The sequence below is a fragment of the Tangfeifania diversioriginum genome, from assembly GCF_900141875.1.
Lineage (GTDB): Bacteria > Bacteroidota > Bacteroidia > Bacteroidales > Prolixibacteraceae > Tangfeifania > Tangfeifania diversioriginum.
Genome location: NZ_FQZE01000014.1, coordinates 93,176 through 106,688, shown reverse-complemented (window position 1 = coordinate 106,688; position 13,513 = coordinate 93,176). Strand labels below are relative to the sequence as shown.

General features: G+C 39.8%; 7 protein-coding genes. All 7 read right to left on the bottom strand.

What is annotated here, in order from left to right; translation table 11 throughout:
- Position 1 precedes the first annotated feature (1 nt).
- The 7 genes from BUC07_RS10545 to BUC07_RS10515 all read right to left on the bottom strand — a co-directional run bounded on the left by BUC07_RS10545 (position 2) and on the right by BUC07_RS10515 (position 12,856).
- Positions 2-1,324 carry an ATP-binding protein gene (locus tag BUC07_RS10545; protein ID WP_073169150.1) on the bottom strand — a complete coding sequence of 441 codons (1,323 nt, stop codon included), beginning with the start codon at positions 1,322-1,324 and terminating at the stop codon, positions 2-4.
- Positions 1,325-1,736: 412 nt separating this feature from the next.
- On the bottom strand, positions 1,737-3,410 hold the full coding sequence (locus BUC07_RS10540; RefSeq protein ID WP_139279540.1) for a hypothetical protein: 1,674 nt from the start codon (positions 3,408-3,410) through the stop codon (positions 1,737-1,739).
- Between the two features lie 9 nt (positions 3,411-3,419).
- Complete coding sequence (locus BUC07_RS10535) at positions 3,420-4,553, bottom strand: DUF4249 domain-containing protein (protein ID WP_073169147.1); 1,134 nt, start codon at positions 4,551-4,553, stop codon at positions 3,420-3,422.
- Complete coding sequence (locus tag BUC07_RS10530) at positions 4,553-7,285, bottom strand: carboxypeptidase-like regulatory domain-containing protein (RefSeq protein ID WP_083578200.1); 2,733 nt, start codon at positions 7,283-7,285, stop codon at positions 4,553-4,555. Before BUC07_RS10530 ends, BUC07_RS10535 begins: the two co-directional genes overlap by 1 nt.
- A 12-nt stretch (positions 7,286-7,297) precedes the next feature.
- Entirely contained in the window at positions 7,298-8,020 is a 723-nt protein-coding gene (locus tag BUC07_RS10525; RefSeq protein WP_073169144.1) for a hypothetical protein, read from the bottom strand.
- 92 nt (positions 8,021-8,112) lie between these two features.
- Positions 8,113-9,633, bottom strand: coding sequence for a SusD/RagB family nutrient-binding outer membrane lipoprotein (locus BUC07_RS10520; protein ID WP_073169142.1), 1,521 nt, complete (start codon positions 9,631-9,633; stop codon positions 8,113-8,115).
- A gap of 19 nt (positions 9,634-9,652) precedes the next feature.
- A complete protein-coding gene (locus tag BUC07_RS10515) occupies positions 9,653-12,856 on the bottom strand; it encodes a SusC/RagA family TonB-linked outer membrane protein (protein WP_073169140.1) in 3,204 nt (1,067 codons plus the stop codon).
- Between the last annotated feature and the right edge of the window lie 657 nt (positions 12,857-13,513).

The window sequence follows — 13,513 nt, the reverse complement described above, 5'->3', positions numbered from 1 at the left end:
TTTACATATCTTCCAATGAGAGAAAAGCAGTTTCAACGTTGTATTTTGCCAGAATTTTATGTTTGAGATGCTCCACTTTTGCTGCAAATAAGTCGGGTTTAAAATTTTTCTTCCGGCGTTTTACTTCAGCTACAAAAGCCTTATTTTTTTCCATTTTCAAGGCTAAGATATCTATTTCATTTTGTTCATTTTTGGGCTCCCACCAGGAACCAATTTCTCTAAATTGAAAACTTTCGGCCAATTTCTGCTTAAACCAGCGTTCAAGCATTATTCCTGAGTAAGTCGGGTAGTCAGTTTTTATAATATTTCGCAGACCTTGAAAATTTTTGATTTCAATTAACGACCGGTGACGGTCAAAATAATTGAACCAAAAACGAATAAAATTATCCTGAATTTCATAACGTACTGCCTGTGTTCCTTCTTTCGAAAAAACAGGCCGCTGTCGAACGATGATCTGATAATCTTCGATGAGTCTTTTCAGTTGCCCGCCAATACTTTTATTCGCAAGTGCAGATTCAATTTTAGGCTGTGTACTAATTCCGCCCGAGATGGCACTTAAAATTGAAAAATAAGTGGCGTAGTTTTTCCCAAATTCTTCAATGAGAAGATTTTTACCCTCTTCGGTAAAAGACGAGTTTTCACGAACCATAAATTCAACCATCCCGTCAACATCAAGCCTGTTATTATCGCAGAACAATTCAATGTATTTAGGAATACCACCTGTAAAAGTATATAAGGCCAGTAAATCATCATTGGTGTATTCAGTATAATAATCACGCATGATTTCCTTCAATGTAGCAATATCGAATGCAGATAATTTGATGATATTATCTGCCCTGCCAAACAACGGTTCTTTTGAATTCTGGAATATCTTCTGCATTAAAGAATACACAGAACCGCTGATTATTAAATTCATATGCGTTTTTTTTCTATAACTGTCCCAAATATTCTGCATTTCGCTGAATAAAGCTTCATTGATGTTGAAGAATTCCTGAAATTCGTCAATAACAAGATTAAAAGAACGTTTCGTAGCCAGTTCCATCAGGTATTGAAACAACGATCTGAATGATTGAATCCCTTCCGGCACAAAAGCATTCAATGAACCGGCAATAACCGGAGCAAATTCAGCACAAAGTGTTGCTTCATTTTTCCGGCCTACAAATAAATAAACAGTCGGAGTATTTTCAACAGACTTCATTATAAGGCTTGTTTTGCCAATTCTCCTTCTACCGGTAACTACTGTCATTCGCGAAAAATCATTGAATGAAAGATTCCGTATTCTTTCCAATTCTGCAAGTTCACTGACTCTGTTATAAAATTTCATCTGGTTATAATTGTTAATTTTTAAAGGTAAGATATGCTCCAATGGAATCTTTTCGGGAAAATTCCCTTGATAATCATAATCAAGCTTTTTTGTATCAAAACTTTTATCATGGCCGCTTCATGCTTCATTGAATCATTTTGTTACCGTTGTAACAATTACATCCGTAACTGTTACAGTCGTAACAAAATTATAAAATGAGATCAAAAAAACAAATACAGTCATGAAAAATATCGACAATCGATCAAACTCAGAGCTAACCAAGTTTCCATTCCGAAGATTACCATTATTTGTTGACCGATCCCCCCTCCAACCGATTTAAGTTTGCACCCCAATTCGCCGGGATACCGGTTAATTCTGAACAACGTACTATTCCCGGCAGCTAAAAAGCAGAAACGGAAGACATAGACATCTTTCATTCAACAATAAAAGTTTTGGTGGACTGAATAATTTCGCCATGCCCGGTAACTCCGGAAACTGAAATTTCAAATTCACCTTTCACATCGCTTGTAGCAAATTCAAGCGTGGTAAAATTATCATCCATCTCAATTTCCGGGTTCCAGTAAATTAGCCACCGCAAGTCAGGAATAGTTGACTGAATGTCACTTTCTAATTTTGGCAGGTGAAGTTTTTTTGCGGGTTCCGCCAATTGATAAAAAACACGCGTCATATTCGGCAGAAGTGGAAAATCCATAAAATCGGCATCCTTTGAAAATACCGAAACTATGCCGTCAAAAATCAAATCACGGTAGTAATAAATTTCCGGAATTACTTCAATCCTATCAATTTTCCCGGCATCTGTTTTCATCAGCTCCCCGGGAGATGGATAATAAACTCCATCAACAAAAAGAGCCGGGTTATTTCCAAAATGATAGTTTTTATCAAAATTGGACATACGCATTGTATATTTTTTGTTTTTCCGGTTTAAATGAACTGCAGGAATTAATTCATAAAAATATTCATGGAGCGAATCCAGTTGTACGTAATCTTCCGTTTTCAAAACCTGCAATGGATCGTCATAAAAGCAAAATGAAGTGCTTTGCCCGGAGACAGTGTTGTTGACAAATTCAGTCTGTTTAAATCTCTCCTGGAGTTGCCTGTTAATGTATTTTTCAGTAAAAAAATCAACTTCTTTCTCCTTCAGGATTAAAGAATCAGAAGCAGCTGGATTATTCAGCGAGTCGAAAAATTTATCATCGAGCCAAACGCCTGTATTTTCTGAACCGGTAAAAAATACCATATCTTTTTCTCCGGCTGCAGGATCCAGCAAAAACCTGAACTTCCCATTTCTTCCTGTGGTTGTGTGTTTTATTTCAACATTCTCGCCCGGAAACGACAAAAACACCTGCTGGTCAGGCAACGGCTCGCTGGTTTGTTTGTTACGCAAAAAACCTGTCAGTAAAATACCTTTGTAATCAGGAAAAAAGTCAATTGTGTCAACTGGCGGAATTGAATCTGATTGCACCCACCCCTTTTTAAAAACAGCAGGCTCTTTTTTCCGCACAGCAACCGAAATTACAGCATTGTCAGTTGGTTCTTCAAGATTTAACTCAACTTTCACTTTCTCGCGGGTTGCAAATGATGTTTTATCCAGTTGCAGTGAAAGATTTGCATTTTTTCCCGGTTGAGCACTTCTCTGCGTTTTGATAGCTTCATTTTGCTCTTTTGTGGGAAGAGCATCTCCCGGTTTAACAACCAGCAATTGTGAAAGAGAAAAATACTTTTCGCCAAAGTTTTTCAACCAGCTGGTGTAGGCCACAAAACTGTAAATACCGGTTGACAGCGAATCGGGAAGTGAAAACACCCCCGAACCGGTTCCATTTTTCAAAAGTATTTTTTGCCGGATTACTGACTGGCTGGAAGCATCCAGCAATTCGACGAATGCCAGATTGCTGATTTGTTTTCCGGGTAAATCTTTTTGGTTGGAAACAAAAACAGAAAATCCCACCTTTTCACCTGCAAGCAAGTATTGCTGTGAAAGATGCACCACTATGGTTTCGCGAGGCAAATCTTCCGCACCTGCTGTGTTTATTTCAGCAAACAAACAAGTTAAAATTAAGAACCAGGCTTTTTTATTCATTCGTTTCATTTGCTTTTTCTATTCATCCCAGAAATCAGGTTTTACACTTGTTCCGTAATTCCGGCAATCGGCGCAAAAAGAATTTAGCGCGTAAACTCCTGATGCGAATGGATTATCATTTGGAGAGAAACTGTAAACACAATCTTCATAAACATTCCGGGTAGGTAACTGGTGATCGTACTGATCGATAAAAATTCGTTTCTTTTTAATTTCGGCGGCATCAAAATATCCCAGCACACTAACATTATCATCGTTACAACAAGTTATATTGCCAAAAACAGCATACGGCATGTGGTCGTACATTGAGCCTATATCTTCGTTAAATTCTTTTATGCTGTTCCAGAAATTGTACATTTCCTGGTCGAGACAATACTGCCTGACTTCAATTGAATACCTGAAATGCAGCCGCTGACCTTTTTCAGGGATTTGCATCACTAAAAGGCTGTCCACCTTTTCAGTTTCCTGCCCGGCCAACGATTTCAATAAAATATTTTCGGAAGGCCAGGTTACCCAGCAATGTTGCTTTTCGGGCGGAAGATTAACAAGAACCTGAACCGGTGGCCCGAACATTTTTAGCACAGTAACGTAATCGGGCATTTCAATTTTCCAGGTTTCCGTAAAATCCCATTTATAATAATTTGTTTCTCCCGCTACTTCTTCACTCTCCACATAAATATTGATCCCCTTTTCTTCATGTACTTCATTATCAGAAAAGATATCTTTGGTTACTTCATTCCAATACACCCGTTTTATATCCGGAGTTGGTTCCATTTGAACCAGCGACGATTCATAATCGTTCCCTTGCGAATCAGTAATAAAAAGCTGGTACTCTCTGTCGCTGTAGGCGCGGGCATTTTCATCGATGCTTTTGTAATCGCCAGGAGCATCTTCATAAAACTCATACAAATTCCCTAAATCATCAGAAATATAAACATAGGCGCCGCTTTCGGGCAGGTAGCTCAAAGTTGTATCAACCGGGACCGACCGGGACAAGGAAATCCTGAACGAGCCGGGTTCGTTGGTAATTAATCCTTCAACAACCAAAATATATTCGCTTTGTGTTTTATCCAACTCTGGCCTGTAGGGTTCAATACAACTTGTGACCAACAACAGGGTTATTACCCAAACGCCATATTTTATAATTGTCCCCATTAAAAATTAAAATTAAATGTTAAGGTTGGAATGGCTGAGCCAAAAATCGATAATTTGTACCCTTCCAACCTGACTCCATCTCCTTTGTAAAAAACGGAATATGCATTTTTCCTACCGGTGAGGTTATATATCGAGAAAGTTGTGGAAGTATCAAAAAGCTTATCTGCTTTTAAACTCCCTTTCAGTGTCACAGATAAATCAATCCTGAAATAGTCGGGGATGCGGTACTGGTTATAATCTGAATAATGCAGTAAAATTTTGTCTCCCAATCTGTATTTTGCAACGGGCAATGTGATGGGGCGGCCTGTGGCATAGTTCAGGGTGGTAGAAAGCAGAAGCCTGCGCGATGCTTTCAGGTTGGCAAACAGATTAAGGTTATGAGGCTTATCGTAACTTGCCGGGAAATATTCTCCATCGTTGAATTCTTCTTCCGGAAACGGTGAGTTGGATTTAATTAAAATTCGCGACCAGGTGTAAGCCAGCCAGCCGGTTAGCCGGTTTCCGTTCTTTTTAATTGAAAGTTCGGCACCGTAGGCCTTGCCAAGTCCGTTTAAAATTTCCGTTTCAATGTGATCGTTCAGAAGAAGACTTGCTCCCGGTTTGTACTCCTTTATGTTTTTAATTTTTTTATAGTATCCTTCCATTGTCAGTTCAATTGCATTTTGCCAGAAACTGTTAACCACTCCAACCGAGAATTGGTTTCCCACTTGCGGTGGCAGGTATTCATCGCTCAGTTTCCATGTATCTGTTGGAGAAATTGCTGTTGTATTGGTGAGCATATGAATATACTGGGTTGTTTTATTGTAACTGAATTTTAGTGAAGCATTCTGGCTCAACATATAATTTGCAGAGAGCCTAAACTCAGGATTATTATAATGTTTTTTAATGGAATTCGGAGCGGATGAAATTGTATCTGTAATATTCTCTTCGCTCAGTGGGAATCCTTCAGCGTAAAGAAATCTTTCCCCGTCTTCAAGCGAAAGGAAACCCGACCATCGGATTCCGGTTTCGAGGCTTAGCAGCGGGGTTACCGAAAATTCAGCACCTGCAAAAACACCATACTCAACAGCATTTTCGGAAGTACTGTAAAAACTGTTAATTTCGGACTCCCGCCCCCCGGTTATATCTCCGGGGTTTACTTTGTACCAGACCGACTCCAGCCCGAAATAAGTTTTAAATCTTCCGTTGTTACTGTATTCATTATAGTTTTTGAACCCGTGGTAAGCCACGTCATGCGTCATTTCAAATGCCAGCGACGGTAATCCAACACCGGAAATATTATAGAAAAAATTACTGTACGAAAGATTGATTTCCGATTTCCAGTTTTTGTTATATTCATGCTCCAGCAGGGCAGAAGACACCAGGTTTTTATACCGGTACAAAGTGTCGCTGCGAAGTTTAAATTTATCGTTACTCAAATAGGTTCCAACAGTCAGGTGATTTTTGGGATTAAGCTGGAAGTTTACTTTCCCCTGCACATCGTTAAACCCAACTTCACTGTTATACAATTCCGGAATATTGATTTGGCTAAGCACCCAATCGGAATAAGTCCCGCGCGTACTGAAGACAAAGGAGGATTTTTCGGCTAAAGGCCCTTCCAGCATCAGGCGTGCCGAAAAAAGGCCAACCCCGCCAACCCCGGAAATATTATCAGATTTCCCGGTTTTTGTATTGATTTCGTAAACTGAAGAAATCCTCCCGCCGTATTTCGACGGGATGCTCCCTTTATACAGAACTGCGTCTTCCACCACATCGGAATTAATGGCTGAAAAATTTCCAAAAAAGTGAGATGGATAAAAAACAGGCGCATTGTCGATCAATATCAGATTTTGGTCGGTTTTCCCACCGCGAACATTAAAACCCGATGTTCCTTCGCCCACACTGGAAACACCTGGCAACATAAGAGTACTTTTTATTACATCCGACTCTCCCAGCAAAGCAGGCAACGATTCCAACATTTTGCCCTCAAACCGTTCCACACCAGAGAAAACCCTGCTCACCTCTCCGTTCTGTTCACCCAAAACATCAACATCACCAATAATATTCATTTGCGTCTCCATCTGCACATTCAAAACGCCATCTGAATAAATATTCACAATTCGCTGAGTTGGTTCCATCCCAATACTACTGAATTGCAGAGTGTTGTTTCCAACCGGGACACGGATTTCGAAATACCCATTTTGATTGGTTGATACCCCCTGTGAAGTTCCAGCCAAAATAACATTTGCATTATACACCGGGTCTCCGGTTTCATAACTTGTAACATGCCCTCTCAAAAGAGCACGACCGGTATTATTTTTCCCAGGTGTGCCAATTTCAAAAATTTTGAAAGCCTGCTGTTTGAGTTGATTCAGATCTTTTTCAGGTTTTTCTTCGACCTGAATTTCCGGAGTGTCTTCAATTGATTTACCAAGTGTTTCAGTCACAGGTTCCCCTTCGAACAAAAAAATACGATCACCACTACGATAGAACTCCAGGGAAATTGAATTGCACATTTCTTCCAGGCATTCATCCAGCGAAATCCCACTGCAATTAGTATTTACCTTTTTATTTTTAAGTGCAGATTCCTGAAAGTAAAATTTCACATTGTATTTTATTTCCAGATTTTGAATGAATTCTTCAACCGCTATTTTTTCGGATGGCATTACTTTATCCTGCCCTGATGAGAATAAAAATCCAAAAGAAAAAAGGAGGTTAAGAATTATACTTTTGAATAATGTACTGCTACTCATTTAGCTTTTGGTTTAAGGCGTTAAAGAGTCGTAATATTGTAAAACCCGGGCAATATCTCCAGTTTTTTCGCCATGAAAGCTCAGGTTGTTTCTCCTCATATATTTTCGGATTTGTTTTTTCTGATCTTCCAACAAACGAAGGAAAGTTCTTTTATTGGTGCATCCCTTAAATTCATCTCCCTTTTTTATGTATATAACCGGCTCATACAAATATTCCCCCATATAATTACCTGTAACCCTATTGTTAATAACCTTTTTGTGGTAAATATAACAGGTTGTTTCGCCCGGGTAAACTACCTGATAATACTTTTTCCCTTCCACTCCGGAAAGTTTTTTTCGTTCGAAAGAATATTGCATTGCAGTAACAGGATGTATTAACACAAAACTTTCCACAAAATTTTCGTTTAGTATGAGTTCTCTGATTTGGTTGTTAACCTCTTTAATTAGGATCAATTCATTACTTAACAACTCATATGTTAATGTTAAGTGTGAAAAATTCACGCCGTTGAAAGTTACGTTCCCTTCAAAAAGCTCGTCATCATAAAAAAATGGATGCCCTTTGTAATTATTATCGAAATACCACCTTTTGCCATTAACAATATCAAGTTCGGAGGAATAAACCTCAGAAGCTTCCAATTCAGAAAAAGTATTTTGCGATAAAGCAAAGTTTGCCCAGGCAGAACAGAGCAAAAAACATAAAACAAGGAATGAAGTAAAAACTTTAGGTGTAAACATTTACCATTCAATTACCACTCACAATCAGTAAAAATAAAAAAAGTCTTGACGTAATGCCAAGACTTTTTTATAAATATTTTTTCTGTGCCCGGCTAGTTAGCCCACCACAGTTTGGTTTCCTGGCTGTCGCCTCCAATTGAAGAAGCAGCCGCTTTTACGTTAGCTTCATTAATACTACCTTCGTTTAACGGATACTTGTTACGACCCGGTAAATCGGTCAGCCCGCCAATAGGGATAAATTCATAAGTTTCAGTCATTTCCCCGTCAGCAGTTGGCCATGTATAATCGTAAGGTTCGTTTGGTCTCACCAAAGTATTTGGATAACCTGTACGGCGGTACTCGCTCCATGCTTCCATTGGTTGCATGTAAAGTGCAATGTATTTCTGTGTCATAACATTTTCTTCACTTGCAGCAGGCAGGTTGTCAATATATGCATCGATATCAGCCGATGCAACTCCCCATTTTTCCATTGAGGCCCTAACTCCTTTTTCATACCAATCCTGATCCCAGTCATTCACCTCACTCAAAATGAAACAAACCTCTGCATATTCCATGTAATATTCGGTATAATCGGGAGCAAGAATCGCTGCACCGGGCTGGGATTCCCATTCAAAAGCTGCCACCACATCGTTTGATTGTGTTAATGGCACACCTACTTTGTCGCCATTTGAATTATCGTCAACATAGATATCCAAACGTGGATCTTCCAAACCAAACGGTCCGCGTTTTCCCTGGAGCAGTTCTACAAACTGGCCTGACGGGGCAAAATCTTTACGGGCTTCAACAACAAATCCCTGGTACATTGGAGCACCGTTCACCGCATTTGCTTCGAAAGTTACGCCTGCGTTATCGGCATTCGACTCCATAACTCCGGCTGAAATGGCTCCGTCAATGTGTCCCTGGGCAGCCGGGTAAACGTCTTTAATCCTGTTGGCTATCCTTAACCGCAATGAGTTGGCAAACTTTTTCCACTGGGTGGCATCACCACCAAAAAAGTTGTCGCCGTCAATCATTTTCGATGAAGTATCGATATTCTGCTGTGCCTGATCGAGTTCGTTCAGCATGTCGGCATAAATATCCTCCTGTGTTGCATAAGCAGGCATATCAACACCTTCAGTTTTAAGGCTGTTAGCCTGAAAGGATGCATTATCGCTGCCATAGGAGTAGTAAGGAATATCGCCCCACAGTTCGAGTCCGTGCAAATAGACAAAAACCAACATAATACGTGCGGCAGAAATCTGGTTTTCGTTGGGCCCAAACTGCGCCATGTCACCTTTGGTTTCCTCATCTGTATTCAGCTGAATAATATCTATAAGGTCCTGGGCGTTATAATAAATGTCATCCCAAGCTGCTTTGTTAACTGTTTCGCGGTATTGAAAACGGTCTTCTTCTGTATAGTTAACCTGGTTCCAGTACTGTACCCAAAGCAGCATTTGGCGACCGGAGAACCAAACATCACGTGTATCGTTCATGAACTGTTTTTGTACACGGTTCATAATTCCGTAAGTAGGTGCAACTTCAGGGCTGTTGGGGTCGCTAAAGTAATCTACTTCGCACGAGAACAGCAAGACACCTACAAGAAATACTGTAATATAATATTTTAATGTCTTCATTTTTTCTTCGTATTAAATATTAAAAATTAATTCTCAGGTTAAATCCAAAAGAGCTTGTTGCCGGAATTATTCCTCCTTCAAGGCCCTGAATGTTTCCTGAACCACCAACAATTGTTTCCGGATCGATTCCTTTGTTATCAAGCCCCCAAACTGCGAGATTACGACCATACAACGACAAGCGTACTGATTGTAAGAAATCAACAGGTTGAGTGAGCGTATATCCAAGAGTTACTTCCCGAAGTTTGATGTAGGAAGCATCATAAACACTGGTTGCACTTGGTGTACCATTACCATGATAATGATATGCCCCCCAATCCAGAGCTGAAAGGCTGGTTTCATTGGGGCTGGTATTGGTTACTACTGCATTTCCTTCGTCATCGTAGCTCACATCTCCAGTTACACCATCAAGCACAATCCCATCTTCACGAATTGTATTTCCATCAGAGGTAGGAGTGGCTGTTCCTGCTGCCATACCCGAATACATAGCCCACATGTGGGTAAGTGAATAATAGACACCGCCTTTTGAAATATCAATTAAACCACTTACATCAAAATTTTTATAACGGAATGCATTGCGAATACCTGCAGTGTAATCAGGAAGTACAGATCCGACTGACTCAAGTTCTCCAGTGAGATACATTCCATCATCGCCAACTACTTTGTTTCCATTGTCGTCGAAAATAAAATTATAGGCAAACAGTTCCTGAAATGTAGCGCCTTCCACAGCATTCAGCAATGCTCCACCAAAAGGTGCGGATGCCAGCTGAATTTTGTCAAGATCTTCCGGTAAGTCCATCACTTCGTTTTGGTTTTTTGCATAGTTCAATGTGATGTCCCATGAAAAATCGGTTGTTCTTACCGGACTGCCGTAAAGCAATAATTCAATACCTTTGTTGTTGATTTTACCGGCGTTAATCACTCGTGATGAATAACCACTTGATGCACTCACTTCAATGGGTACTATCTGGTTTTCTGTATTTCTATTGTAGTAACTTACATCGAATCCAACCCGGCTATTCAGGAAAGCACCTTCGAGCCCAAACTCAATCTCACTTGTTTTTTCCGGTTTCAGGTTCTGATTTCTTAACCGGTCATCATTGGTGAACTGTGGACTTCCATTGAAAGGGTCGCCAATAGAATACACATTGAAAACCTGGTAAGCTCCTGTACCATTACCTGTTTCCCCGTAGTTGGCACGAATTTTCAGGTTGTCAACACCATTAACATCAATCAATTCGGATGCGATAAAGCTGGCAGACACTGAAGAATAAGAATAGCTATTTGCTCCTGTAGGTAGTGTGGAGTCATAATCTTTTCTGTACGTACCGTCAACATAAATCATATCCTGATATCCCACACTTGCAGAACCGAACCAGCTGTTCACCTGCATTTCGCGTTTGGTATCACCTAATAGTGGTGAGTTGGCCGAGTTATTAAGGTTATACAGTCCGTCAATTACAAGGCCGCCATTTGTTTCGCCATAAAATAGTGCATAATCATTTTTACGTGAATTGGCACCCAGCATGGCGAGAATACTAAAATCATCAATATTCTTGTTGAATTCCAGTTTACCTTCGAGGTTGGCCTCTGAAGCCTGCCTGTTAAACTGACCGTAATATGACATGGCTTGTGAACCTTTTGCCACTCTCTCTCGCACATTAAATGTATAGGTGTCGTAATAGAAATTTCCCGTTGCGCTTAAGTAATCCGTAATATTAGCCCTTATGCCAGCTTTACCATAAACGCGTGTCCTGTCATCATCCTGGTAATTCTTGTAGGCTGTCCAGTATGGGTTGTCGGAATATACAGGAGTACCATCACTCCAGGAAACCCTGTTCCAGGTACGTTGTGTACCATCTGGGTTGACATAGTCTTTCAATTTCTCAAAATCGAGCTGACGCTGTCCCCACTGGAAGAATTTTTGCGATTGTGAATTGTCGCCATATCCAAACTGCGGCCTTCCCAACGTTTCGGTATAAACTACATTTAAATTTGCATTTACTTCAATTACTCCACCAAAGAGTGAAGATTCTCCATTAATATTGAAGTTGTGTTTATCCTGTTGCGAATTAGGATGAATACCAGTCATATTCGCATTGGTGTATCCAACCCGCAATGCTGACAATTCACTTGTTGCAACCACATTCAACGAGTTCTGGTAGGTTACACCAGTTTCATAAAATGATTCAACTCCGTTTTCAGGAGCTACCCACGGAGCGGTAACCGGAGAAGAAGTAATTCCTTTCTCATAGTCAGCTGCGCCCCACCAGTGAAGCACTTCCTGTCCTTCATATTTTGGCCCCCAGCTTTCGTCCATTGCATAATAAACAACATTGTATTCTTGTCCGTCGATGGTTGCCGTATTGAAATCGCCAAAACCTCCACCATACATATTTTGTTGTTTTGGAAGAATAGAAACCTGCTCAAAGTTGACACCTGAATTTATCTCCACTGAAAAGGATTTTTGGCCAGCATTGCCCGACTTGGTTGTAATCATAATTACACCATTTTGCCCGCGGCTACCGTAAAGTGCTGATGCAGCACTTCCTTTCAGAACATCAATACTTGCAACATCATAAGAGTTCAAGTCATTAATCATCGAACCATAATCGTAACCACCACCACCTGTTTGTGTTGAAGTGGTATTAAAGTTTTCGTTGCTCACCGGCACTCCATCCACAACAAATAATGGCTGGTTATTCTGACTAAAAGAGCTGGCCCCTCTAATCAGGATATTTTGTGAACCTGAAAAGTTCTGTCCCTGAATTTGCAGACCGGCCACTTTGCCGGAAAGTGAAGAAATCGGGTTGATGTCGTTGGTAGCAACAATCTCTTCGCTACTAACACCCTGTGAGGCATAACCCAGTGATTTTTTCTCGCGGCTGGTACCCAGGGCAGTTACAACCACCTCATCAACACCAATGGCCTGAGGTTGCATGCTCACATTAATTGTACTTCTGCCACTTATGGCAATTTCCTGCCTTGCCATACCAACAAATGAGAAGACAAGGTTTTGTGCATCTTCGGGCACTTGCAATGAGTAACTACCATTAATATCGGTAACAGTACCCAATGTTGTCCCCTGAACAACGATCGAAACTCCGGGAATTGGCTCTCCATCCTCAGCCGAGGTAACCGTTCCGGTTATTTCCCTCGTTTGAGCATTTACTGCCAGGCTTCCCATGAAAAGGAGAATCGTGAAAAAAAACGTGATCTTTTTCATAGAAATAGTTTTAAATTATTAATTAAACAGCTATAAAATTTTAATATGTTTTCTCCTGATTCAAGCGTTCTTTGCATCCCCCAATGCAAGTGAACAACTCGTAATTCTCTATTTTCAAAAAATCAATAATAAATGTTAAAAAACATAAAAACAGGGGCAAATTTAAAAAAACAATCGAATTACAAAAAAAATGCAACTAACGATTGCCTAAAAATCAAAAAGTGTAAGAACAACGCCCTAAAAAGTTAAAAAGAAAAAGCCAGGAGGAGAGATTAATAACCTAATCTACGAAGGGTAATCGTGAAAAAGAAGAGTGATTTCCTCCCGGCTATCTTCCTTTTGACTATCATAACCTAACTTGACAGACTAAAATCTCCTTGTTATATGCTTGAAAGCTTAAATTTATTTTCATAAAAACAGTTTTAAATTAGCAATTAAACAGAATGTATTTCCTTCAAAAAAAAACTAAATTCCCCCAAACTCAGTTTTCTGATTTCAATTTATATATTTTTCATACCCCAAAAAATAAACTTGTAAGCCGAATTAACTAAATGTTAAAAATCATTAATCACAAATTTTAAAAAAAGAATTGGATTATAAAACGAATGTTTTACTTTTTTTTCAAAATATTAACCTGATACTGGCAATATGGGTTTT

Excerpts from the sequence above, each read along its gene's own strand:
- BUC07_RS10545 (WP_073169150.1), bottom strand. The coding sequence starts at position 1,324 with ATGAAATTTTATAACAGAGTCAGTGAACTTGCAGAATTGGAAAGAATA.
- BUC07_RS10530 (WP_083578200.1), bottom strand. The coding sequence starts at position 7,285 with ATGAGTAGCAGTACATTATTCAAAAGTATAATTCTTAACCTCCTTTTT.
- BUC07_RS10525 (WP_073169144.1), bottom strand. The coding sequence starts at position 8,020 with ATGTTTACACCTAAAGTTTTTACTTCATTCCTTGTTTTATGTTTTTTG.
- BUC07_RS10520 (WP_073169142.1), bottom strand. The coding sequence starts at position 9,633 with ATGAAGACATTAAAATATTATATTACAGTATTTCTTGTAGGTGTCTTG.
- BUC07_RS10540 (WP_139279540.1), bottom strand. The coding sequence starts at position 3,410 with ATGAAACGAATGAATAAAAAAGCCTGGTTCTTAATTTTAACTTGTTTG.
- BUC07_RS10535 (WP_073169147.1), bottom strand. The coding sequence starts at position 4,553 with ATGGGGACAATTATAAAATATGGCGTTTGGGTAATAACCCTGTTGTTG.
- BUC07_RS10515 (WP_073169140.1), bottom strand. The coding sequence starts at position 12,856 with ATGAAAAAGATCACGTTTTTTTTCACGATTCTCCTTTTCATGGGAAGC.